The organism is Alcaligenes sp. CHO6 (assembly GCF_037120595.1).
Lineage (GTDB): Bacteria > Pseudomonadota > Gammaproteobacteria > Burkholderiales > Burkholderiaceae_B > Alcaligenes > Alcaligenes ammonioxydans.
This window is the reverse complement of record NZ_JBANCI010000002.1, coordinates 146,159-168,592: the sequence shown is the minus strand read 5'-3', so window position 1 is coordinate 168,592 and position 22,434 is coordinate 146,159. Positions and strand designations below refer to the sequence as shown.

Genomic DNA, 22,434 nt, shown 5'->3' with positions numbered 1-22,434 from the left:
AGCTTGAGTGGCACTTTGCTTCTCTCAGCCCCAGACGGTATTGCCGATTTATACGCGGGTTTGAATACGCATAGGGCTGTGTATTGGCATCCTGCGAGTCTTGCTTGCTGCCGTGTGTCGGCAGTAATAATGAAAAAACCCTTGGCATGGAGTGATATCCAGAGGCCAAGGGTTTTTTGTGCGTTCAGTCTTCAGGCTGCAAGGTCTGAGCTGCCAAGCAGGACGAGGCAGCCCCGTGCTTGCCGGACTTATTTGCCTGCCGCCGCCAAAGCCTGTTTCCAGGCGTCGAGCACGGTGTTGTATTCAGCCGCCGCTTTCAAGGGATCGATAGTGGCCACTTTGATCTGATCCAGGTTTGGCAACTGGGTCAGTTCGGCCACATTGATGTCGCTACGGGTGGGGCGACGGAAGTTTTCTACCAGTTCGGCTTCCTGTACTTCCTTGGACAGCAAAACGTCTACCAGTTTGCGAGCTGCTTCCTGACCGTTCTTAGGATTCTTGATCACGGCCACGCCTTCCGGGGCAACAAAAGTGCCGTCTTCAGGGTAGATCAGCTCAATCCCTTTCTGGCCACCGGCGACGTAGGCGTAAGCGGCGTATTCCATGGTCACGCCCAGAGGGTATTCACCGTTAGCCACACTTTTGTAGACCTGGCCAGAACTCTTGGACACGATGACGTTGGCAGCCAGTTTGTTCAGGCCTTCCGCGCCGTACAGTTGGTAAATACCGTAAACCTGATCGTAGGCACTACCCGAGGAGGCGGGATCACCGATGATGATCTTGCCTTTCCACTGAGGCTCGAACAAATCAGACCAGGTCTTGGGAGCGGCCAGGCCTTTCAGCTGGCGCTCGTTGGCCATGATGACCATGACGTGGGCATTGGAGCTGGTCCACAGGCTGTCCTTGCCGTGGAAGGCCTGCGCAATAGCCTTGTTCTCGGGTGATTCGTAGGGCTCAAAGTTTTGCTGGAAAGCAGCCATGGTGCCGTAACCAGCGCCCCAGACCACATCGCCCAACGGGTTTTGTGCTTCGGCTTCGATACGCTTCATCAAGGCGCCCGCGCCTGAGGTTACTTGTTGAATGGACAGGTCCGGCGCGGTTTTGCGGGCGATTTCCAGGGCCGTATCAATGGTTTGCACATTGTTGGGCGTATACATCACGGCATTGGCGGCCAGAGCGGTACTGGACAGGGACAGGGCGCCGACACTGAGCGAGAGTGCCAGACCTGTTTTCAGGAAACGTGTAGTCAGCATAATGAGCCTTTTTAGATTAGCGGCTGGAAAACAGATCCAGCTTGAGGAAACGGATAGCCAGATAAATAGGCACCAGAATCACGACCATCAAGATCACGCCATAGGCCGAGGCGCGGGCCAGAAAACCGGCGTCAATCTGGCGGAACATCTGGATGGGCATGGTTTCCATCCCACCGTAATACAGCACGATCGTGGCGGAAATTTCGGCCAGGGAAGTCACCCACATCAGGATGGCCGCCCCCAAAATGGCTGGCTTCATCAAGGGCAACACCACCTTGAAGAAACTCTGAAAAGGACTGACACCCAGGTTGATGGAGGCTTCTTCGATCGAGTCGGGAATGTTGTAGAGCGAGGCCGACGCGGAGCGAATGGAAAAGGGCACCTTGCGCACAAAGTAGGCGCCGGCCATGATGACCCAGGTGCCGGTGAGCACCAGCATGCCGCTGTTGTAGGTCTGGATCAGGGCGATACCGAGCACAGTGCCTGAAATGGCCAGGGGCAGCATCACCATATAGTCCAGCGCCGTCACCACGAACAGTCGCTTTTTCACGATCAAGTAACTGCAGACCGTGGCAAAGCAGGTGCCTGCAACGGTGGCGACACTGGCCAGCATCAGCGAGTTCAGGATGGGCTCCGGTGCGTAGCGCAGGGCGCGCTCCATATTGTCCAGGGTGAAGGTCCCGTATTGCATGACCGGGCCGCTGGCTTTGGTGAACGCGCCAATCAGCACGATAAAGGCCGGAATCAGCGAGAAGGTCACAAAGAGCACGGCGCCGATGGTCAGCAAGATGCCGGCCAGGCCTTGGGCGCGTACAGGACGCGGCGCACGGCCTTGCTGCATCTGGAAGGTCTTGCGCTCCAGAACCCGTTTCTGGATGAACAGCACGGCACCGACCAGAATTACCGAGACGACGGCCAGCACGCCTTGCATGGTGGGGTTGCCACTCATTTCGGACAGAAAGGTGGTGTAGGTCAGCGAGGACAGTACATCGACCTGACCGCCCAGAATCATGGGGATGGAGAAGTTGTCCACGGCCAGTGTGAACACAATCATGGCATTGACCAGCAAGGCAGGCATCAGCACCGGAAAGGTGACGCTAAGCGCGCGCTTGAAGTTGCTGGCCCCCAGGTTCACAGCCGCTTCTTCCAGCGTACCGTCAATAGCCTTGAGCGCCGCCAGCATGCCGATATACACATAGGTGTAATCGTTCAGGATCAGCACGTAAGACATGCCAAACCAGCCGTAGAAGCTGGGCAGGTCGATGCCGATGTTCTCCAGCGCCAGACGCACCACGCCGTTATTGCCCAGCAGCATCAGCCAGGCCTGCGAGACAATGATGTCCGGCAGCACAATGGTGGTCAGCGGCAAAATGGCGACAATGGCTTTGCCGGGAAAGTCGTAGCGCGCCACCACATAGGCCAGTGGAGCGCCCAGCAGCAAGGTGCCGATGGTGGAAATCAGCCCCAGCTTGATGGTGTTGAAAAAGGCCTCGACGTAGCGGGGGTCACTGAAAAAGGTTTCAAAGCCGTGCAGGCTGGGCAGGCCCGTTGCCGGATCAACGACACTTTGATAGAACAAGGAAGCCAGTGGCCAGACGACCCAGAAAACCAGTACCACCAGACAAACCAGGGCAGGCAGGAACCAGGGAGAACGAAGGGCCAGGGGTCTTGCAGCAATAGCCATGAGTATTACGCCTCGACCAGACGACATTCAGGGCTAAAGCTCAGGTTCACCGAGCGGCCTGCCAAAAGATGGGGGTCCAGGGCGGCCGCAACGTCAGCAATGATCTGTTTGCCGTCATTGAGCTTCAGGCTGTAGGCCGTTTTGGTCCCCAGATACTGGCGAGCCACCACCTGGGCGGGGATGCTGCCAGCCAGCGCTTGCGTATGCAGCGTGATGTGTTCGGGACGTACCGCCAGCAAGACCTGGCCTGCTGGGGGCGGATTGTTCACCATGATATGGCCGCCTGCGATGCTGACGGTGGTGTGGTCGGGCTCCTGATGAACGCCCAGGGTGTCGATCAGGTTGGCCGCCCCAATAAAGTCGGCAGCATACGCTGTACGTGGGCTGGAGTACATCAGTTCAGGTGTATCGAGCTGGTCGATCCGACCTTGGCGCAACAAAGCGATGCGGTCCGACATGGACAGGGCTTCTTCCTGGTCATGTGTCACGAAAATAGCCGTGATGTTCGATTCCTGTTGCAGTTCACGAATGACCTGCCGCATCTGAATGCGCAGCTTGGCATCCAGGTTGGACAGGGGCTCGTCCATCAGCAACACCCGGGGTTCGATCACCAGGGCACGGGCCAGGGCCACACGCTGACGTTGACCGCCTGACAGTTCAGCAGGGTAACGCTGGGCCATGCCGCCCAGCTCGACGCGGTCCAGAATGTAGCCGACTTTTTTCTTTATGTCGCTGCTGCTGACTTTACGTACCCGCAAGCCGTAGGCCACGTTGTCAAAGACGCTCTTGTCCGGAAACAGGGCGTAGTCCTGAAATACCATGCCGGTCTCGCGCTTGTGGGCGGGCAGGTAGGTAATATCTTCTTTGTCCAGATACAGACGGCCTTCATCGGGGATGATGAAACCGGCAATCATGCGTAGCAAGGTGGTTTTGCCACAGCCGCTCGGGCCTAATAATGTGAAGAATTCACCGTGCCGGATTTCCAGGCTCAGTTCATTGATGATGGTGTTGCTGCCGTAGCGTTTAACGACGCGATCGATGTGGATGTCTGCCATGGGGATAGATCAGCCTGGGACTGAATAATGCAGGTAAGCCGCGCTGCAAGAAGGCGGTTGCCTAGGCTTTTAAAGGAAGTGGCTCAGGCGCCGCCGGCGATATAAACCGCCCTGGGGCCTTGGCACAAACAATAATTACAAGTTGATGACATGTTTTATACGAAGTTGCTATCTTAGCAGCAGGTCAATGCTTGTAGTTTTAATTATCAGGCAACTAAGTCTTTGGAAATGGCTGGCCTGGCAGGATGTGCGCGATGCGCAGAGAAAAAAATCTGCCGCTCACGCCCTCTGTTGCGATAATCAGGTGGTAGTAATGTGTCTTGCGTTTTTGTCTAAAGCGGTCTAGTGCGGGTGCAGATTTCTTGTGTCAAATAAAGGCCCTTATAGTGAGTTCCAAAAAGAATGACTGTTTTTGACAGCGCGCAGGAGAGGGAGAGGGAAACAAAAGGATAGCGTTCTATCCTGTTTAAGCAGGCGTGTCAGACGCCTGTACTTGCGCATCCGAATTTATAGAGAGTGTTCCGGTGTGGTGTGGAAGCACACATCGGGCCGGTGTGGTTGCTGAGTCGCTTCTGAAAAGAGGCAGACTCACCCAGCCGGGTACTGCACGTCGTCAGAGATCGTAGAAGTTAGTTAATTAACTGGAGATTGAAGATGCGACTGGGTGTACTAAGCCCCCGGGGGACCGGGGAAAAGAGGGTAGCGGCCACGCCCGATACCGTCAGGGCCTACCGCAAGGCGGGCCATGATGTGATTGTCGAGGCGGGTGCTGGACAGGGTATTGCCAGCTCGGATGCAGACTACGAGGCGGCAGGGGCTACGATAGGCGATCCCTATCAGGCCACCGTACTGCTGCTTGTAGGGCCAGCCGATGTGGATCTGGCCCGTCTACGTGCCGAACATGTGCTCGTCGGTATGCTGGACCCCTATGAGAGCCAGGGTCTGGATGGACTGGCTGCTTCTGGTTGCCAGGCATTTGCCCTGGAGCTGATCCCGCGTACGACGCGGGCGCAAAGCATGGACGTTCTGTCCTCGCAGGCCAATATCGCAGGGTATGCCGCAGTGCTTAAAGCGGCCACTTTGTATCCCCGATTCTTTCCCATGATGATGACCGCGGCGGGTACCGTCAAAGCGGCCCGTGTCGTGGTGCTGGGCGCGGGGGTGGCCGGTTTGCAGGCGATTGCGACGGCCCGTCGTCTGGGGGCGGTGGTCGAGGCCTCTGACGTGCGTCCGGCTGCCCGTGAGCAGATTGAGTCGCTAGGTGGCAAGTTCATTGACGTACCTTACGAGACTGACGAAGAGCGGGAAGCGGCGCAAGGCGTAGGCGGCTACGCGCGTCCCATGCCTGCTTCCTGGTTGCAACGACAGGCGGCGGTGGTGGCGGCACGTTGCGCTCAGGCCGACGTCATCATCACCACGGCCTTGATTCCGGGGCGTCCCGCCCCGCGCCTGATTGCCGAGGAGGTGGTGCAGTCCATGCGGGCGGGTTCGGTCATTGTTGACCTGGCTGCGGCACGCGGTGGCAACTGCGCCTTGACCGAAGCCGATCGGATTGTGGAAAAGCATGGCGTGACCCTGGTGGGCGAGACCAACTTTCCGGCTCGCGTTGCCGCGGATGCGTCTGCCTTGTATGCCCGCAATATTCAACAGTTTCTGGGCTTGATGCTCAAGGATCAGTCTGACGAGCTGCATATCCCTGCGGACGACGACATTGTGAATGCCAGCCGGGTGGTTCAGGGTGGTAAACGACTCTTTCCACAGCAGGGAGCCTGAGATCATGGATATTATTTCTCCCCTGGTCATTAATCTGATCATCTTTGTACTGGCCATTTACGTGGGTTACCACGTGGTCTGGACAGTGACGCCCGCTTTGCACACCCCCTTGATGGCGGTGACCAACGCCATCTCGGCCATCATCATTGTGGGCGGTATGCTGGCGGCAGCCCTAACCGAAAGCTCCTGGGCACAGGTGATGGGCATCATCGCCACCGCGCTGGCCTCGGTTAACGTGTTCGGTGGTTTTCTGGTAACCCGCCGCATGTTGGAAATGTTTAAAAAGAAGGGCGCTAAAAATACGCCCAAGGAAGGGCAATCATGATTTCCATGAATACCGTTACCTTGTGCTATTTACTGGCTTCAGTGTGTTTCATTCAGGCCCTGAAAGGCTTGTCGCATCCAGCCAGTTCGCGTCGTGGCAATCTGTTCGGCATGGTGGGGATGGCCTTGGCCATTGCCACCACCGCCGTGCTGATCTACAGCCTGGCTCCTGAAGGCAAAGAGCTTTCTGGCCTGCTGCGGGTTCTGATCGGTCTGGTCATTGGCGGCGTGCTGGGCACCATCATGGCACGCCGTGTCGAGATGACCAAAATGCCGGAGCTGGTGGCCTTCATGCACAGCATGATTGGTCTGGCTGCGGTCGCCATTGCGATTGCCGTGGTGCTGGAGCCGGTGGCCTTCGGGATTGGTTCGGCCGAGGTGGCGCTGCCCATGGGTAACCGTGTGGAGCTGGCCTTGGGCGCGCTGGTCGGTGCCATTACCTTCTCCGGTTCGGTGATTGCATTTGGCAAGCTGTCGGGCAAATACAAATTCCGACTGTTCCAAGGGGCACCCGTCACTTTTAAAGGTCAGCACATGCTGAACCTGCTGCTCGGGCTCCTGGCCCTGCTCTGCGGTGCGATCTTTGTGATGACCCAGGCTTGGTGGGCCTTTGGCGTGCTGCTGGCCTTGTCCTTCCTGCTGGGCGTGATGTTGATCATCCCGATTGGCGGGGCGGACATGCCGGTGGTGGTCTCCATGCTGAACAGCTATTCGGGCTGGGCCGCAGCAGGGATTGGTTTCTCCCTGAACAACTCCATGCTGATCATTGCCGGTTCGCTGGTGGGTTCTTCCGGTGCAATTCTGTCCTACATCATGTGCAAGGCCATGAACCGTGCCTTCTTCAACGTGATACTGGGCGGTTTTGGTGCCAATCCGGAAGCGGCTGCCGGTGGCGCGGATCAGGGCAATCGTTCGGTGAAATCCGGCAGTGCAGAAGATGCCGCTTTCATGATGAGCAATGCCGAGTCCGTGGTGATTGTGCCCGGTTACGGTTTGGCCGTGGCCCGTGCTCAACACGCCTTGAAAGAGTTGTCGGACAAGCTGACCAGCCAGGGTGTGAATGTGCGCTACGCGATTCATCCGGTGGCCGGTCGTATGCCTGGCCATATGAACGTCTTGCTGGCTGAGGCCGAAATGCCTTATGAGCAAGTCTTTGAAATGGACGACATCAATAGCGAGTTTGCGCAGACCGATGTGGTGCTGGTGCTGGGGGCCAATGACGTGGTTAACCCGGCCGCCAAGAACGATCCGGCTTCGCCAATTGCGGGCATGCCGATTCTGGAAGCGTACAAGGCCCGAACCGTGATCGTGAACAAGCGGTCCATGGCCGCCGGTTATGCCGGTCTGGATAACGAGCTGTTCTATATGGACAAGACCATGATGGTGTTTGGCGATGCCAAAAAGACCATCGAAGATATGGTCAAAGCGTTGTAAACCTTTTGGGGTTCTGGCGCTGGCAGTAAAAAAGCGCTCTGGTTCCTTGGGGGGCCAGAGCGCTTTCTGGTTGGGAAGAGCGAATTTAAAACTTGGGGCCGGAGCGCAATTGCTCGCACATTTGTTGGCGCTGCGCTTCGCTGATCGTGGCCATGTCCTTGCTGCCGCGTTCCAGACCTGCATTGAACGCTGCTTCAAAGTCGGCTTCGTTCAGGCCCATCTCTTTCATGGACTGCTGTTGCTTTTCCTTCATTTCTTTCAATTGCGCCTCGGAGTAGTCGCCGCAGACTTTTGCGGCGGCGTGCATGGCACCACCCATTTGGGCAAGCTGGGTCGAGGGAGGCGTGTTTTGCGCGAAGGCCAGGCCGCAGGCCAGAAGCAGGCCGGCGGGCAGTAAACGGAAAGTGCGTGAAGTCATGATGAGTCTCGTTGCCTTGCTGTAAAAAAGCCTGGGCTGACCCGCCCAGGCTTTTGAGTATAGCCAGTCTTAAACCAAGCGGTTTTTAGATCTGCGATAAGCTGTAGTCGGAAACCTTATTGTTTTGAAAATGAATGAACAGCGTGTAGGAATCCGCCGGTGCTGCACCCGTAAGGCTGCTGGCGGCCCCCAGTCCGAAGGCACCCATGGCAGAGGACAGCAAGTCAGCGTTTGCGGTGTTACGGGGAGAGTAGGTCCACATCGATGGTCCGTTTGGGCCTTCTTGAGTGGTATCGGGTTTGCCGTAGAGCTGGCGCACTTGCTCAGAGGTGGTGACGCCTGGTTTCAGGTGTGTTTTTAGGTAGGCGGCAGTGAACTTGTCTTCGCCTCCCGTTCCACCACCCTGTAGGGTCTGGCAGGCAGCAAGTGGAATGGACAGTAAAAGCGCAGCGAGCATGCGACGAGTCATGGGTTTCCTCTTTAGATTAATGAACAGATCTGCTTTGTTTGTTTTTCGGGTCTATTCAAAGATGGGAATAGCCCAAGATGTGCCAACGACAGGCTGCACCGGGATATCGGTTTCAGCAGGTACAAGCCGGACGGCTCAATTTTCTCTGTCGTATGTGACTGCGTGTTGTACGCAGCCCGTGGCATAAGCTCTTGGAATGGTATGTCCCCTCTTTTAATTCGTGTTGGCAATAATAGAGAGGTTTTACCCTAATTTTTTGAAATTAAAAGAATGTTTCAATTGTTACATCTGGTTCGTGGCATTTGTGAAGTTCAGTTTATAAACGCCTGGGCAGGGACTTGAGGATGAGTGTTGTGCTTTTCTGCCTGACAAGGCTGATGGGTGGAAACAATTAACTTTGCCCGCTGCATGCAAATCACAGGAAAAAAGCAGAGAAACCGGGAGAGTCAGGTTGGGTAAAAAAGCGGAAAGACAAACGAAAAAAGCCACTTCCGAAGAAGTGGCTTTTTTCTTTATATGGCGCGGCTGGCAAGATTCGAACTCACGACCCCTTGGTTCGTAGCCAAGTACTCTATCCAACTGAGCTACAGCCGCCAAAGAAATGAAACTATAGCAGACTATTTATCTGCATGGCAAGCCTGTAATACTCTTTTTTTAAAATAAATACGAAAATGGTTCGGCTTGACTGAGCAGCGGGCCAGAGGAAGAGGGGGAGTCCATTACGATTGGTGCCTGAGTTGGCCGCTTGTACTGGTTTTCCTGGAGTCGGATGCGTCCAAAACGTCCCGATGTCATGAAGGGAGCTTGCTTCGGACAGGCGGAAAAGGGCATTGGAGTGTGAAGAATGGCAGGCAGGGCGTGAGTCCGCTTTTCAGTCGAGCAGCTCGCAGCGGCAGAATGCATACGAGGCAAGCGCCAGGACCTGAGAGTAAGGGGCGTGCGCAGTGTGTCATTGATGACAGAAACAAAAAAGCCACAATGAAAATTCATTGTGGCTTTACTTGCCAAGACTGAAGTCTTGAAGACTGTTCTATATAGAACACTCTTGAATATGGCGCGGCTGGCAGGATTCGAACCCACGACCCCTTGGTTCGTAGCCAAGTACTCTATCCAACTGAGCTACAGCCGCTAAAGAAGTAAAACTATAGCACGGCTATTTTTACTTGTCACCACAATATCGAATTTTTTTCGATAAAGTTTCGATGAATAGTCGTTTTTCGGTTGGGCATGTGCTTGGCAAGGGCTGGTTTCAAGGCGATGAGATGGCTGGAGAGGCCAAACGGCTCGCAGTGGCTTCTCGTCGGATCGGCCTGGAGAGGCAACGCAGCTCAACAAAGAGCCAGTCAGCCCTGGGGGAGCTGCGTTAAGAAAGGTTTTGTTCGTGTATCGCGAGTAGTTCGCGCGTCAGGGGGCATTGAGCAGCCTCTTGGGGGAGCGTGCTTTAGCAGGAACAGTGAGCCGTCTATCAGGACTGGTGTGCTCGACTGGGGGCCCTAAGCCATCTCTGGGGGGTGACCCCGTCTACGCGGAACAAGAGCCAGCCAGTCGGGGATGACTTGCCCCCAGGGAAACAAAGTCGCATTATTACGCCATTGTTTTGGAGCTGAATGTCATGGATCTGTCGAAAATTACCTGCACTGAAGATTTCCGCCTGGTGGCTAAACGCCGCGTGCCCAAGATGTTTTATGACTACGCCGACTCTGGCTCTTGGACGCAAGGGACGTATCAGGCTAATGAGCAGGATTTTCACAAGCTGAAATTCAGACAGCGTGTGGCAGTGGATATTGGTCATCGCAGTATAAGGACGACGCTGTTGGGGCAGGACGTGGCCATGCCAGTGGCTATTGCCCCCACAGGCCTGACGGGTATGCAGCATGCCGACGGCGAAATGCTGGCCGCTTTGGCTGCTCGGGACTTTGGTATTCCTTTCACACTGTCCACCATGAGTGTGTGCTCGCTCGAGGATGTGGCTCAGGCGACCCGTAGTCCGTTCTGGTTTCAGCTCTACGTCATGCGTGATCGCAGTTTTATTGAAAACCTGATTGCGCGTGCCAAAGCAGCTCATTGCTCGGCGCTGGTTCTGACTCTGGACTTGCAGGTGCTGGGGCAGCGTCACAAAGATATCAAAAACGGTTTGACGACACCTCCGCGCCTGACGGTGCCCAATCTGCTCAATCTGGCGACCAAACCATATTGGTGTCGCAACATGTTGCGCACCCATCGCCGCAGTTTTGGCAATATTGTCGGCCATGCCAAGGGCGTTTCGGATTTGCGTTCTTTGGCGACCTGGACCGCTGAGCAGTTTGACCCGAGCTTGAGCTGGAAAGATATCGAGTGGATCAAAAATGCCTGGGGCGGCAAACTGATTGTCAAAGGCATTATGGATGCGGACGATGCTCGCCATGCAGTCGACAGCGGCGCCGATGCGCTGATCGTGTCCAATCACGGCGGTCGTCAGCTCGATGGTGCGCCTTCTTCCATTTCCTGCCTGCCGGCTATCAGCAAGGCGGTGGGTGACAAGATCGAGGTGCTCGTCGACGGAGGAGTTCGCAGTGGTCAGGATGTGTTGCGGGCACGGGCCCTGGGCGCCCAGGGAGCGATGATTGGCCGTGCTTTTCTCTACGCTTTGGGAGCGGCCGGTCAGCCCGGCGTGGCTCGCTTGCTCAAATTGATGGCCAATGAACTGGATGTGTCCATGGCTTTTTGCGGGCGCACCGACATTAATCAGGTTGACCGATCTATTTTGCTCAATCCTGATATTTTTGATCGCCCCGGTTACTGAAGACCAATATGCAAGGGGCCTGGCTGGGCAGGTAAATGGCCGCGTCCGTGGGGCCCGTTCAGATCCATCAGTGGGCCAGCGGGCACAATGCCTGTCGGGTTCAAATGGCGGTGACTGCTGTAGTAATGGGTTTTGATGTGATCCAGATTGACGGTATCGGCGATGCCGGGCATCTGGTACAGCTCCAGCATGTAGTTCCACAGATTCGGATAGTCGATCAAACGGCGCAGATTACATTTGAAGTGGCCGACATAGACCGGATCGAAGCGGATCAAGGTAGTGAACAGACGCCAGTCGGCCTCAGTGAGCCGTGTACCAGTCAGATAGCGCTGTTTGGCCAGTCGGGTTTCCAAGCCGTCCAGACTCTGGAACAGCGCATGCACGGCAGTGTTGTAGGCAGACTGTGAGCGGGCAAAGCCGGCTTTGTACACGCCGTTGTTCACCGTGTCGTAGACATGGCTATTGATCTGCTCGATTTGGGTACGCAAGTCGAGCGGAGCCATATCCAGACTGCGTGCCCCCAAGGTATCGAATGCGTTATTGAAAATACGCATGATATCGGAGGACTCATTGTTGATGATCGTGGCCCGATGCTTGTCCCACAGCACGGGAACCGTAATGCGGCCGGTAAAGTTCGGATCAGCCTTGGCGTAGAGCTGGTGCAGGAACTGGGCATCCATGACTGGATCGGCGATCACACCTTCAGCCGGCTCAAACGTCCAGCCTTGATCGTCCATGACAGGATTCACAACTGAGACGGAAATCAGTTTGTGCAGTCCTTTCAGTTCGCGCATGATCAAGGTGCGATGTGCCCAAGGGCAGGCCAGCGACACATACAGGTGATAGCGGTTGGCCTGAGCGGGCTGTGCCGCCTGCCCCTGGGGACCGGGGCCGCCATCGGCCGTAATCCAGTCCCGGAAGGTGGACTGGGCACGCTGAAATGTATCGGACTCAGTACGGCTGACTGGCTCTTTGCTGTGCCATTGCCCTTCAATCATCATGCCCATTCTTGTCCTCCGTTTTAGCCTTTCAGCTTCATGGCAATTTCAGCGATATGACGGCCCTGGAAGCGGGCACCGTCCAGCTCGTTCTGGCTTGGTTGGCGCGATCCGTCGCCACCGGCAATGGTAGAGGCTCCGTAGGGGCTGCCACCGGTTACCTCATCGAGCAGGGTTTGACCCGCAAAGCTGTAGGGCAGGCCCACCACAATCATCCCAAAGTGCATCAGGTTGTGAATAATGGACAGCAGCGTGAGCTCCTGCCCGCCGTGCTGGGTAGCAGTGGACGTAAAGGCGCCACCTACCTTGCCATTGAGGGCGCCGCGTGCCCACAGGCCACCGGCCTGGTCCAGAAAACTGGCCATTTGTGAACTAATACGCCCAAATCGGGTGCCGGTGCCCACAATAATGGCGTCATAGTTTTCCAGGTCGGCAATCGAGGCAACCGGAGCGGCCTGATCCAGCTTGAAATTCGCTTTCTGGGCCACCGCTTCCGGGACCAGTTCGGGGACACGTTTGATATCCACCGTCGCACCAGCGCTTTGCGCACCTTCAGCCACCGCTTGGGCCATTTTCTCAATGTGGCCGTAGGCGGAGTAATAGAGAACCAGGACTTTTGCCATTTGAATGTCTCCAGAAAAGCGATCAACAAGGAATCGGACGGGGCAGCGGCCCCTGGACAAGGCCGGGGGCGAGCATGCTATGACGATGATAGTCGGGCCTGCCCTGCTATGACAAACCGCCAGGCTATTTGTTTTGTGTCAGAGTCTGTCTTGTTGTCTGCTCGGCCGCGCTCAACCTGGCAACAGGGCGTAGGTGGTGGTGGCGTGGGCGGCCAGGCGGTCCTGTTCATCAAACAGCTTGATGTCGCCAAAGACCATGCTCTTGCCTCGTTTCAGAACCTGGGCATGGACCAGGACATCGCCTTGGGCAACCGGGCGCACAAAACTGGTGTTCAGTGAAACGGTGGTCATGGGACGGAATTCGCCCAGGCTTTGGCTGATGGCCAGCACCATCGCGGTATCGGCTGCCGCCATATAAACCTGACCGCACACCACCCCCGCGACATGGGTCAATTGTTCTGAAAAGGGCAGGCGCAGCACTACGCCGTCCTCCTGCACCTTTTCCACGCGCAGCTTCAAGGCTTGCACCCAGGGCGCGAACAGCGTGTTCAGCAGGTGTTGGCTTTGCTCGTGAGTCATGGGGCTTAGCCGCAGTAGACCGACAAAATGTGGTTTTGCTCATCGACCCGGATGTTCAGGCGAGTAGGGTCGTAGTCGGTGGTGTACATACGATCCGGAGCCAGAATGCGGGCTTGCGAGGCACCGGCCTGTTTGACAAGACGTTCAATCTGGCTTTGGCTGGCTGTTTGTCCGGCCGGGCTCAGGGAGTCGGCATCGCACAGCCCCCCCGAGGTGTTGCGCAACGACGAACTTGAACCGCTTTGGGCGCTATTGCCCGTGGCCGTGCAGGCGACCAGAAAAACGGCGGGAAGGACGCTAAGGAGTACGGAGAGTCGCATGAGAAATCCTTTAAAGCAGCTGGGAAGCATTCAGAGCTTGAAGGACTAATAATACCTGTTCTAGACGGGGCGTTTAAGGCCCTTTGTGCTGCGTTTTGCAGCGGTTTTACCCGGTTTGACCGAGACCTGCGGGTGCTGTGCGATGGCGTAGCGCAGCGGGGCCGTGGCCCAGTCGCCTGCATAGTCCACGCCGATGCGCGGGCCGATGTGGATCTGCTCGGGCGCCAGAGCGGGAGCGTCCAGCAGATGCAAGGTGGGGGAGCAGGCATCGGCACCGTTATAGGCCTTGTCGATATCCAGCCCTTTGCACAGCCGTCCCGGCCCGGACAGGGAAGGCCCTTCCAGGGGAGAGGCCCATTGGGCGGCTCGCAGCAGCACCGCCGTGCCGTCTCCTTCCACGCCACTGACGATATTCATGCAGTGATGCAGGCCGTAGATCAGATAAATGTAGGCATAGCCGGCCGGGCCAAACATCAGTCGGGTGCGATCGGTGATACCTCGCCGGCTGTGGGCGGCCTGGTCCTGGGGGCCGAGATAGGCCTCGGTTTCCACAATGGTGGCGCAGCGTTGGCCGCGTTCGTCATTCAGCACTAGTGTTTTGCCTAACAACTCCAGGGCGACGTAACGTGGGTCGCGGGCAAAAAACGCCCGCGGCAGATACAGGGAAGGCTTAGCCATGGCCGGGAATAGACTCCAGCTTGTTCAACCAGAACTGCTGCTTTTCCTTGGGCAAAAAGGAGGCGCGCAGACTATTGGCAGCCAGCGTGCGCAAGTCCGCTTCCTGTAAGCCCAGGGCTTGGGCAGTCTGCATATAGTTATCCAGCAGGTAGCCCCCGAAATAGGCCGGGTCGTCCGAGTTCACGCATACATTCAAGCCGCGATCAAGCAAATGCTTCAGGTTGTGTTGGTCAAGACTATCAAACACCTTGAGCTTGATGTTGGACAGAGGGCAGACCGTCAAGGGAATGGCGTGATCGATCAGGTACTGCATCAAGGCCGGATCATCCTGGCTGCGCACACCATGGTCGATGCGTTCCACGTTCAGAAGCTGCAGCGCATCGCGCACATAGCTGGCCGGGCCTTCCTCGCCGGCATGAGCAACTAGACGAAAGCCCAGTTCACGGCCATGAGCATAGACTTTCTCGAATTTGGCGGGTGGGTTGCCTTTTTCTGAGGAGTCCAGACCAATGGCGACCCACAGATCTGCATACTGTTCGCGCAAGGGCAGGGCCGCTTTCAAGGTCTCAAAGGCGTCCGCCTCGCTGAGGTGACGCAGAAAGCTCAGGATCAGATAGCTGCTGATACCCAGTTCGGATCTGGCTTGGCGTGCCGCCCGCGCAATGCCTGCGAATACGGTTTCCATGGCAACGCCGCGGGCCGTATGTGTCTGCGGGTCAAACATGATTTCGGTGTGGACAATGCCATCGGCCTGGGCGCGTAAAAAGTAGGCCCAGCTCATGTCAAAGAAGTCCTGTTCGTGAATCAGGACACCGGCCCCGGCATAGTACAGATCCAGAAAGGACTGCAGATCAGTGAACTGATAGGCAGCCTGCAGGCTGGCCTGGTCGGGGTAGGGCAAGGTGATCTGGTTGCGCTGGGCCAGCTTGAAGATCAAGTCTGGTTCCAGGGTGCCTTCAATATGAAGGTGCAGTTCGGCCTTGGGAAGTTGGCGGGTAAACTCGCGTAAGGACAAAGCGGGATCGGACACGGGGCGCTCCTGTTAGGCAGACTATGCTCCCCATTATACGAAGGCCAGTGTCCCGGGTCAGGCACCCTGGCCGCGCACGGCGGCAAAAGCCAGACAAAGCCAGGCCAGAATCATCGCAACCCCGCCTATCGGGGTAATGGCCCCCAGCCACTTCACACCGCTCAGCACCAGAATGTACAGGCTTCCACTGAAGATCAGGACGCCGACCAGCATCAGGACGGCGCTGCGAGATTGCCAGGCGGGATGAAGCCGGTTACCCAAGGCGGCGATCAGCAACAGGCCCAGTCCATGCAGCAATTGATACAGGACAGCCGTTTGCCAGGTCGCCAGGGCGGAGGCGTCCACCATGGCGCGCAGGGCGTGGGCACCAAAGGCGCCCAGACCGACGCCTACCGCCATTATCAAGGCCCCCAGGCATAGAATGGTTCGTGATTTCATATTGATCCTTGCTAGTGGCCACCGTCGCGGCGCGTAGGCAGGCCAGTGCTATTATCGAACAAAAAAATTGGCTTTGTCTGCAAGGAGGCAGCATGCAAGAAATAGCTCCGGTCACGCCTGATGTACAGGATATGGTGGTGGCCGCGTATCGCTATCAGTCTGGCCAGCCTGCCATGGCTTTGGATATTCATCATCTGCCTGCCCACGATCCCCTGAAGGATGGCTTTATCTGGATTGGCTTGAAAGATCCCAGCGAGGCGATTTTGCGCGAACTGGGGGTTCAACTGGGCCTGCCGGACAATGCGGTCGAGGAACTGATCGCTCCCCATCGCCGTCCCAAGCTGCTGGAGTTTAGCAATTGTCTGATTGTGGTGGCGGTCACCTTGGGTCTGAAAGATTTGCGTCCCTTGCTGGGCACAACGCAGATTCTGATCGCCCACGGCTTGTTGCTGACGGTGCGGCGAGGTTCCAACAGCAGTTATCTGCAGTTGCGTGCCCGCCTGGAGAGTACCCCTGCCTTGCTGGCACGGGGCAGTGATTTTGTCGCCTCAGAACTGCTGGATCTGATTGTGGATCAGTACCAGACTTCCCTGGAGCAGACTGAGAAGGCGGTCGAGGCGATCGAGCAGCAATTTCTGATTCGCGGCTTCAAGGAAAATGATGTGCGGCGGATTTATCGTTTGCGGCGTGATCTGCTGCGAGTCCATACGGCGGTGTCGCCCCTGGCCGAACTGACGCGCCGCTTGTCACGCATTGAACTTGAGTATGTCGATGCGGAAAGCCGGGCTTATTTTGGCGAGGTGTCGGACCGTATTGCCCGTACGGCCGAGTTCATCAATAGCCAGCGACAAGCGCTGGCTTTTGCCTTTGAAGGCGGTTTGATGATCGGACAGATGCAGCAAACCGACACCACCCGAAAGCTGGCGGCCTGGGCGGCCATTCTGGCTGTACCGACTGCAGTTGCGGGGATTTACGGCATGAACTTCAAGCTCATGCCGGAACTGGAGTGGACACTGGGTTATCCCTATGCCTTGGGTTTGATGGGCAGTGTCTGCGGATTCTTGTACTGGAAATTCAAGAAGGCCAAATGGCTCTAGTCTGAATCAGGGAGCGAGAGGGCCGGTATCAAGGAGGCGTGATGGGTCTGGAGCAGCAGTTACAGAATCAAGTGCCGGATTTGATGGATGATGATCTGTTTGGCGAAGATCCGGCCCTACAGTATTGGCAAGCGATGCTGGCGTCTGAGGAGGCCCGGCAGGCGCTGGCGGAATATGGGCGCACGCTCGGTTGCGCCCATTGGCGCGAGCAGGGTGCCCTGGCCAACCGTCAGCCACCGCAATGGCGTGGCTGGTCCGCCCAGGGCCAGCGCGTGGACCAGGTGGACTTTCATCCTGCCTGGCATCATCTGATGCAACTGGGTATGGAGCAGGGACTGCACATCTGGCCGTCTGAGGCTCGGGCCGGACACCATCTGCAGCGTGCGATGGGTTTTTACATGCAGGGTCAGATCGAGGCGGGTACCTTGTGTCCTTTGACCATGACGCGGGCGGCCGCCCCTTTGTTGCAGACTGAACCGTTTCAGGACTGGGCCGCCAGGTTGCGCCTTAATCATTATGATCCCTCGGCGCAATGGTTCATGCAAAAAAGCAGTGTGCTTGTGGGCATGGGGATGACGGAAATGCAGGGCGGCTCTGATCTGCGCACCTGCATCACCGAGGCGCACCCCGACTCCCAGGCATTTCGTCTGTACGGGCACAAATGGTTTTTTTCCGTGCCACAGGCGGACGGACATCTGGTGCTGGCTCGTGAGCACGAGCAGTTTTCCTGCTTCCTGATGCCGCGCTATACCGAATATGGGCTGAACCGGCGCTATATACGCCGGCTCAAGGACAAGCTGGGCAATCGTTCCAACGCCAGTGCGGAGATTGATCTTGACGGCGCGCTGGCCTGGCGGGTGGGTCAGGCAGGTCGAGGCATTGCCTTGCTGGCGGCAATGGCGGCCCGTACCCGTATTGATTGCGTGTTGGGCAGCGCCGCCCTGATGCGGCAGGCCTTGGTGCAGTCTTTGCATTATTGTCAGCATCGACGCTCTTTTGGCAAAGCATTAATCGATCAGCCCCTGATGCAGGCCGTTTTGCTGGATATGAGTCTGGAAAGCGAAGCTGCCACTCATCTGGCCTTGTTTCTGGTGGACTTGCAGGAGCGGATCGATGACCCAGGGTCGCAGGCGGTACTGCGTGTCCTGGCTCCAGCGGCCAAGTTCTGGGTGTGCCGTCGGGCTATCGCTCTGTGTGCCGAAGCCATGGAAACCTGGGGGGGCAACGGCTATATCGAGGAAGGACCGATGCCGCGCCTGCTACGGGAGGCCCCTGTCAATTCGATTTGGGAAGGCTCTGGTAATGTGATGTGCCTGGATGTGCAGCGCGCCTTGAGTCAGGAGGGCGTAGGGGAGGCCTTGCAGGCCGATTTGCATGTCCGTACGGGGGATGACGCGGAACTGAGGCAGGCGGCCCAGGATTTATTGAATACGGTTTCTCAGGCTGGGGGCCGTGTCTGGGTGCAGAAGTTGGCTGTTTTGTATCAGGCCTGCCTGATGCGGCAGGTGGCCCCCGATGCTGTGGCGGATCTGTTTGTGGCTCATCGAGTACAACAGAACCCTGCAACCGTGTTCGGCCTGGAGGGCGTCGAGCAGGCCTCCTGGTATTTGCAGCGTGCCTGGCCTCGTCGGTAGGGAGCCCGATGCAGGCGGGCCGCCTAGGGACAATGCTCTGGACAGGCGGTGCGCAGTATCTATAATTTGTTGGCTTGGTTTCTGCAATCCGCCTGGAGTGTTGTCCGTATCATGATCGTGTTTCCGCTGTCCGGCTTTTCTTCTTTGACGCGGCGAGCCGCTGTTTGCGCAGGCCTGACCGCCTTGATGACGGCATGGACCGGGCCGGTTCAGGCGCAAGGGTTTGAGCTGACTGGACGAGTGGTGCGCGTGGCCGATGGAGATACACTGACGATTCTGTCCGGCAACAGAAAGCAGGAGCGAGTGCGTCTGGCCAGTATTGATGCGCCCGAGACGACCAAGGACAGCCGTCGTCCTGGCCAGCCTTTTGCCGAGGCCTCGCGGCGTTTTCTGTCGGATCTGGTCTCCGGTCAACATCTGACCTTGTCATGCCATGAACGGGACCGTCACGGTCGTGCCGTTTGTGATGTACCGCTGGCAGGGGGGGAAACGGCTAACCAGAAACTGGTACGGGCGGGAATGGCCATGGCCAATCGTGAAAAAGGCGGCCGTTTTTTGCGTGATCCACGTATCGCAGAGTTGGAGCGTGAAGCCCAGCAGGCCCGTGTCGGCATCTGGTCTGAACCCAATCCTGTTCCGCCATGGAAATGGCGCTATGACTGTTGGCAGCAAGGGCAATGCTAAGTTCTCTGCGTCAGATTGGGCTGGCCGTGATATGCGTCGCCTTGGCGGCCTGCTCCAAGCCGGTCAATAGTCCTTATCACGAAGGCAGTGCAGCCCAGAACACGCTGTACAGTGCGTTTACGACCCGCTCGCCTAATCATCTGGACCCTGCTTTGTCCTATTCCGGGGACGAGACGCCGTTTACCTATTCCATTTACGAGCCCCTGTACGGCTATCACTATCTGGACCGTCCCTACCGCCTGATACCTAAAGTGGCGCAAGCGTTGGTGGAACCGGTCTACCTGGACGCACAGGGTAATCAGCTGCCTGCAGATGCGCCGGGGGAGCAGGTGGCTATCAGCCGTTACGACATTCCCATTAAGAAAGGCATTGCTTTTCAGCCTCATCCGGCGTTTGCGCTGGATGAGCAGGGTGACTATCGCTACTACCCCATGCGGGCTCCGGACCTGAGCGGGGCGTACAGTATTGCTGACTTTGACCATACGGGTTCGCGCGAGCTGACTGCTCACGATTACGTCTATGCCTTCAAGCGTTTGGCCAGCCCGCGGCTGGCCTCGCCCGTTTTGGGCGTGATGGCCGAGCATATCCGGGGCTTTAAGGAGTTTAGCGAGGAGCTGGCCCGTGTCGACAAACAGGAGCCGCGCCCGCAATGGCTGGATTTGCGACCTTATACGCTGTCAGGAGTACGGGCGCTGGACAAACACACGTTGCGCATCGAGGTCAATGGCAAGTATCCGCAGTTCAAATACTGGTTGGCCATGACATTTACGGCCCCGATGGCCTGGGAGGCCGAGCGTTTCTATAGCCAGCCAGGCATGGCGCAGCACAATCTGACGCTGGACAGTTGGCCCGTGGGTACGGGGCCCTTCATGTTGACCGAGTCCTTGACCAATCGTCGTCATGTTCTGAGCCGCAACCCGAATTACCGGGGCGAACCCTACCCTTGTGTCGGTGAGCCGGGCGATCAGGCGGCCGGGCTGTTGGACGATTGCGGCAAGCCCATGCCTTTTCTGGACAAGGTGGTGTTTTCTCTGGAGAAAGAGGGTGTGCCCCTGATGGGCAAGTTTCTGCAGGGCTATTACGACATTCCGCAAGTGGAGCGGGGTGAGTACGGGGTAGCCATGACGGTTGCCGCTCAGGACTCGGTCGAGAAAGCCAATTTGTATCAGGAGCGCGGCCTGCAACTGCGAACGGCCCCCGAAGCACAATTGTTTTACATGGGTTTTAACTGGCACGACCCGGTGGTCGGGCAGGGCGATACGCCGGAGCAGTTCGAGAGAAACCGCAAGCTGCGTCTGGCCATCAGCATTGTGTTCGACTGGGAGCAGTACGTATCGATCTTCATGAATGACCAAGGCCAGGCTGGACATGGCCCCTTGCCGCCTGGGGTGCCGGGCTATCAGCCTTTGCCGCAAGGCGCCAACCCCTATGTCTACACCAAGGATGACGGCGTGGTGAAGCGACGCAGTCTGGATGAGGCGCGCGAGCTGTTGCGGCAGGCCGGTTATCCTGACGGACGCGACAGCCGCACGGGCAAGCCCTTGATTCTGTATTACGACTCCATGGCGGGCATGGGCTCGGACGCCACGGTGGATTGGATGCGCCGCCAGCTGGCTCAGGTGGGCTTGCAGCTGGAGGTACGCGCCACGGATTACAACCGCTTTCAGGACAAGATGAAGCGTGGCGCCGCCCAGATGTTCCTCTGGGGCTGGGTTGCAGATTACCCGGATGCGGAGAATTTCTTTACCTTGCTGTACGGACCTCAGGCCAAGAAGGATTTTGGGGGCGAGAACGCCGCCAATTATCAAAGTGCCGAGTTCGACCGCCTGTATGAACAGATGCGTTTTTTGAATGATGGCCCGGAAAAGGACGCCGTGGTGCAGGAGATGATTCGTCTGGTGCAGCACGACGCCCCCTGGATGTTTGGCTACGTCCCCAATGCGGGTGGCGCCTATCAAAGCTGGGTGCGCAATGCCAAGCCGTCCTTGATGGTGCGCGACAGTCTGCAGTATTACCGTATCGACCCACAACAGCGTGTTGAGCGTATCGATTGGTGGAATCCACCTGTATGGTGGCCCGCCATCCCGCTGGGTGTGCTGCTGGTGGTGCTCGTATGGGCGGTGCGTTCGCAGGCGCGGGCGCGACGCCGCCATGTGGCTTTGCGTCAGGAGAAAGATTGATGTTTTCCTACATCGTGCGGCGCATTCTGTATGGCGTACTGATTCTGATCGGGGTCAACCTGCTGACCTTTGTGCTGTTTTTTGCCGTCAACACGCCCGACGACATGGCGCGTTTATCCATCGGCGGGCAGCGTGTCAGCCAGACGGCCATTGATAACTGGAAAGCTGAGCGCGGCTATGACAAGCCCCTGTTCTATAACGCGCAGGCCCAGGGGGCCCAGGCTTTTACCGACACCATCTTTTATGAGCGATCTGTTCCCTTGCTGCGTCTGGATTTTGGTCTGTCCGATCAGGGGCAGGATATTGCCTATCAGATCAAGCAGCGCATGGGGCCCAGTCTGGCGCTGGCCCTACCCACCTTCTTTCTGGGTTTGTGGGTGTGCATCAGCATTGCCTTGCTGATGGTGTTTTTTCGTGGGTCCCGGCTGGACTTTTCTGCCGTCGTGCTATGCGTGGTGTTGATGTCCATTTCGGGCCTGTTCTACATTATTGCCGGGCAGTGGTTGTTTGCACGCGTATTGCGCTGGGTGCCATTTTCCGGCTGGGTGGATGGATTGGATAACTGGCGCTTTCTGGTCTTGCCGGTGCTGGTGGGCATTTTGTCGCGCGTCGGGGCGGAGTCGCGCTTTTACCGCAGTCTGTTTTTGGAAGAGGCCAGCCGCGATTATGTGCGTACGGCACGTTCCAAGGGTTTGACTGACTCGACGGTTCTGTTTCGTCACGTTTTGCCCAACGCACTGTTGCCTATCCTGACGGGCACGGTCTCTGCCTTGCCCTTGCTGTTCATGGGCAGTCTGATTTCCGAGTCTTTTTTTGGTATTCCGGGTCTGGGCAGCTTCACCATTGATGCCATCAATGCCCAGGACTTCTCCATTGTGCGTGCCATGGTGTTTTTAGGATCGATGCTGTATATCGCCGGTTTGATTCTGGCTGATATCTCCTACACCCTGGTTGACCCCCGCATTCGTTTCAGTTGAGCCC

At 57.2% G+C, this 22,434-nt stretch carries 21 protein-coding genes and 2 tRNA genes; 9 read left to right on the top strand and 14 right to left on the bottom strand.

Annotated elements, in window-relative coordinates; all coding sequences use genetic code 11:
* Nucleotides 1–248 precede the first annotated feature (248 nt).
* From V6936_RS08760 to V6936_RS08750, 3 genes are read right to left on the bottom strand one after another with little or no spacing between them, the layout of a single operon-like run.
* Nucleotides 249–1,253: an extracellular solute-binding protein gene (locus tag V6936_RS08760; RefSeq protein ID WP_336579736.1), complete on the bottom strand. Its 1,005-nt coding sequence runs from the start codon at nt 1,251–1,253 to the stop codon at nt 249–251.
* 16 nt (nt 1,254–1,269) lie between these two features.
* Complete coding sequence (locus tag V6936_RS08755; protein WP_081050105.1) at nt 1,270–2,937, bottom strand: ABC transporter permease subunit; 1,668 nt, start codon at nt 2,935–2,937, stop codon at nt 1,270–1,272.
* 5 nt (nt 2,938–2,942) lie between these two features.
* Nucleotides 2,943–3,992 carry an ABC transporter ATP-binding protein gene (locus V6936_RS08750; protein WP_003802617.1) on the bottom strand — a complete coding sequence of 350 codons (1,050 nt, stop codon included), beginning with the start codon at nt 3,990–3,992 and terminating at the stop codon, nt 2,943–2,945.
* Between the two features lie 654 nt (nt 3,993–4,646).
* On the opposite strand from V6936_RS08750, the gene V6936_RS08745 reads away from it, so the two are divergent.
* From V6936_RS08745 to V6936_RS08735, 3 genes are read left to right on the top strand one after another with little or no spacing between them, the layout of a single operon-like run.
* Complete coding sequence (locus V6936_RS08745; RefSeq protein WP_003802615.1) at nt 4,647–5,765, top strand: NAD(P) transhydrogenase subunit alpha; 1,119 nt, start codon at nt 4,647–4,649, stop codon at nt 5,763–5,765.
* 4 nt (nt 5,766–5,769) lie between these two features.
* A complete protein-coding gene (locus V6936_RS08740; RefSeq protein ID WP_336579735.1) occupies nt 5,770–6,090 on the top strand; it encodes an NAD(P) transhydrogenase subunit alpha in 321 nt (106 codons plus the stop codon).
* On the top strand, nt 6,087–7,523 hold the full coding sequence (locus tag V6936_RS08735) for an NAD(P)(+) transhydrogenase (Re/Si-specific) subunit beta (protein ID WP_003802611.1): 1,437 nt from the start codon (nt 6,087–6,089) through the stop codon (nt 7,521–7,523). Before V6936_RS08740 ends, V6936_RS08735 begins: the two co-directional genes overlap by 4 nt.
* Nucleotides 7,524–7,608: 85 nt before the next feature.
* Here V6936_RS08735 and V6936_RS08730 read toward each other — a convergent pair whose 3' ends face one another.
* The 4 genes from V6936_RS08730 to V6936_RS08715 form a co-directional block, all read right to left on the bottom strand.
* Complete coding sequence (locus V6936_RS08730; protein ID WP_003802608.1) at nt 7,609–7,941, bottom strand: hypothetical protein; 333 nt, start codon at nt 7,939–7,941, stop codon at nt 7,609–7,611.
* 85 nt (nt 7,942–8,026) lie between these two features.
* Entirely contained in the window at nt 8,027–8,410 is a 384-nt protein-coding gene (locus V6936_RS08725) for a hypothetical protein (RefSeq protein WP_003802606.1), read from the bottom strand.
* 517 nt (nt 8,411–8,927) lie between these two features.
* A tRNA-Arg gene (locus tag V6936_RS08720) sits at nt 8,928–9,004 on the bottom strand.
* A 458-nt stretch (nt 9,005–9,462) separates the two neighbouring features.
* Nucleotides 9,463–9,539: transfer RNA gene (locus V6936_RS08715), tRNA-Arg, on the bottom strand.
* Nucleotides 9,540–10,022: 483 nt separating this feature from the next.
* Between V6936_RS08715 and V6936_RS08710 the strand changes: the two genes are divergently transcribed.
* Nucleotides 10,023–11,192: an alpha-hydroxy acid oxidase gene (locus tag V6936_RS08710; protein ID WP_003802604.1), complete on the top strand. Its 1,170-nt coding sequence runs from the start codon at nt 10,023–10,025 to the stop codon at nt 11,190–11,192.
* Here the strand turns inward: V6936_RS08710 and V6936_RS08705 are convergent.
* From V6936_RS08705 to V6936_RS08675, 7 genes are all read right to left on the bottom strand, one after another.
* On the bottom strand, nt 11,186–12,199 hold the full coding sequence (locus tag V6936_RS08705) for a glutathione S-transferase family protein (protein WP_336579734.1): 1,014 nt from the start codon (nt 12,197–12,199) through the stop codon (nt 11,186–11,188). The genes V6936_RS08710 and V6936_RS08705 overlap by 7 nt on opposite strands.
* A 14-nt stretch (nt 12,200–12,213) precedes the next feature.
* Nucleotides 12,214–12,813 carry an NAD(P)H:quinone oxidoreductase gene (gene wrbA, locus V6936_RS08700; protein WP_003802600.1) on the bottom strand — a complete coding sequence of 200 codons (600 nt, stop codon included), beginning with the start codon at nt 12,811–12,813 and terminating at the stop codon, nt 12,214–12,216.
* 171 nt (nt 12,814–12,984) lie between these two features.
* Nucleotides 12,985–13,392 carry a PaaI family thioesterase gene (locus tag V6936_RS08695; protein WP_003802598.1) on the bottom strand — a complete coding sequence of 136 codons (408 nt, stop codon included), beginning with the start codon at nt 13,390–13,392 and terminating at the stop codon, nt 12,985–12,987.
* 5 nt (nt 13,393–13,397) lie between these two features.
* Nucleotides 13,398–13,712, bottom strand: coding sequence for an I78 family peptidase inhibitor (locus V6936_RS08690; RefSeq protein WP_336579733.1), 315 nt, complete (start codon nt 13,710–13,712; stop codon nt 13,398–13,400).
* Between the two features lie 60 nt (nt 13,713–13,772).
* Nucleotides 13,773–14,390 carry a DNA-3-methyladenine glycosylase gene (locus V6936_RS08685; RefSeq protein WP_003802594.1) on the bottom strand — a complete coding sequence of 206 codons (618 nt, stop codon included), beginning with the start codon at nt 14,388–14,390 and terminating at the stop codon, nt 13,773–13,775.
* On the bottom strand, nt 14,383–15,420 hold the full coding sequence (locus V6936_RS08680; RefSeq protein ID WP_131071387.1) for an adenosine deaminase: 1,038 nt from the start codon (nt 15,418–15,420) through the stop codon (nt 14,383–14,385). Before V6936_RS08680 ends, V6936_RS08685 begins: the two co-directional genes overlap by 8 nt.
* 57 nt (nt 15,421–15,477) lie before the next feature.
* On the bottom strand, nt 15,478–15,858 hold the full coding sequence (locus V6936_RS08675) for a DUF423 domain-containing protein (RefSeq protein WP_059318762.1): 381 nt from the start codon (nt 15,856–15,858) through the stop codon (nt 15,478–15,480).
* Nucleotides 15,859–15,950: 92 nt separating this feature from the next.
* Here V6936_RS08675 and V6936_RS08670 point away from each other — a divergent pair, with 92 nt between their 5' ends.
* Genes V6936_RS08670 through V6936_RS08650 form a run of 5 tightly spaced genes read left to right on the top strand, consistent with a single transcriptional unit; the run spans nt 15,951 to nt 22,430 of the window.
* On the top strand, nt 15,951–16,955 hold the full coding sequence (locus V6936_RS08670) for a magnesium and cobalt transport protein CorA (RefSeq protein ID WP_059318763.1): 1,005 nt from the start codon (nt 15,951–15,953) through the stop codon (nt 16,953–16,955).
* 41 nt (nt 16,956–16,996) lie between these two features.
* The gene (locus V6936_RS08665; RefSeq protein WP_336579732.1) at nt 16,997–18,589 is read left to right on the top strand and encodes an acyl-CoA dehydrogenase family protein; all 1,593 of its coding nucleotides are present in this window, start codon (nt 16,997–16,999) and stop codon (nt 18,587–18,589) included.
* Nucleotides 18,590–18,637: 48 nt separating this feature from the next.
* Nucleotides 18,638–19,273, top strand: a complete 636-nt coding sequence (locus V6936_RS08660; RefSeq protein ID WP_003802584.1) for a thermonuclease family protein — start codon at nt 18,638–18,640, stop codon at nt 19,271–19,273.
* Nucleotides 19,267–21,453, top strand: a complete 2,187-nt coding sequence (locus tag V6936_RS08655; protein ID WP_336579731.1) for an ABC transporter substrate-binding protein — start codon at nt 19,267–19,269, stop codon at nt 21,451–21,453. The genes V6936_RS08660 and V6936_RS08655 overlap by 7 nt, the downstream gene beginning before the upstream one ends.
* Nucleotides 21,453–22,430 (top strand): ABC transporter permease, encoded by a 978-nt coding sequence (locus V6936_RS08650; protein WP_003802581.1) that lies wholly within the window; start codon nt 21,453–21,455, stop codon nt 22,428–22,430. The genes V6936_RS08655 and V6936_RS08650 overlap by 1 nt, the downstream gene beginning before the upstream one ends.
* The last annotated feature ends 4 nt before the right edge of the window (nt 22,431–22,434 follow it).

Coding starts and splice junctions, on each gene's coding strand:
- V6936_RS08760 (WP_336579736.1), bottom strand. CDS start 1,253: ATGCTGACTACACGTTTCCTGAAAACAGGTCTGGCACTCTCGCTCAGT.
- V6936_RS08755 (WP_081050105.1), bottom strand. CDS start 2,937: ATGGCTATTGCTGCAAGACCCCTGGCCCTTCGTTCTCCCTGGTTCCTG.
- V6936_RS08750 (WP_003802617.1), bottom strand. CDS start 3,992: ATGGCAGACATCCACATCGATCGCGTCGTTAAACGCTACGGCAGCAAC.
- V6936_RS08745 (WP_003802615.1), top strand. CDS start 4,647: ATGCGACTGGGTGTACTAAGCCCCCGGGGGACCGGGGAAAAGAGGGTA.
- V6936_RS08740 (WP_336579735.1), top strand. CDS start 5,770: ATGGATATTATTTCTCCCCTGGTCATTAATCTGATCATCTTTGTACTG.
- V6936_RS08735 (WP_003802611.1), top strand. CDS start 6,087: ATGATTTCCATGAATACCGTTACCTTGTGCTATTTACTGGCTTCAGTG.
- V6936_RS08730 (WP_003802608.1), bottom strand. CDS start 7,941: ATGACTTCACGCACTTTCCGTTTACTGCCCGCCGGCCTGCTTCTGGCC.
- V6936_RS08725 (WP_003802606.1), bottom strand. CDS start 8,410: ATGACTCGTCGCATGCTCGCTGCGCTTTTACTGTCCATTCCACTTGCT.
- V6936_RS08710 (WP_003802604.1), top strand. CDS start 10,023: ATGGATCTGTCGAAAATTACCTGCACTGAAGATTTCCGCCTGGTGGCT.
- V6936_RS08705 (WP_336579734.1), bottom strand. CDS start 12,199: ATGGGCATGATGATTGAAGGGCAATGGCACAGCAAAGAGCCAGTCAGC.
- wrbA (WP_003802600.1), bottom strand. CDS start 12,813: ATGGCAAAAGTCCTGGTTCTCTATTACTCCGCCTACGGCCACATTGAG.
- V6936_RS08695 (WP_003802598.1), bottom strand. CDS start 13,392: ATGACTCACGAGCAAAGCCAACACCTGCTGAACACGCTGTTCGCGCCC.
- V6936_RS08690 (WP_336579733.1), bottom strand. CDS start 13,712: ATGCGACTCTCCGTACTCCTTAGCGTCCTTCCCGCCGTTTTTCTGGTC.
- V6936_RS08685 (WP_003802594.1), bottom strand. CDS start 14,390: ATGGCTAAGCCTTCCCTGTATCTGCCGCGGGCGTTTTTTGCCCGCGAC.
- V6936_RS08675 (WP_059318762.1), bottom strand. CDS start 15,858: ATGAAATCACGAACCATTCTATGCCTGGGGGCCTTGATAATGGCGGTA.
- V6936_RS08670 (WP_059318763.1), top strand. CDS start 15,951: ATGCAAGAAATAGCTCCGGTCACGCCTGATGTACAGGATATGGTGGTG.
- V6936_RS08665 (WP_336579732.1), top strand. CDS start 16,997: ATGGGTCTGGAGCAGCAGTTACAGAATCAAGTGCCGGATTTGATGGAT.
- V6936_RS08655 (WP_336579731.1), top strand. CDS start 19,267: ATGCTAAGTTCTCTGCGTCAGATTGGGCTGGCCGTGATATGCGTCGCC.
- V6936_RS08650 (WP_003802581.1), top strand. CDS start 21,453: ATGTTTTCCTACATCGTGCGGCGCATTCTGTATGGCGTACTGATTCTG.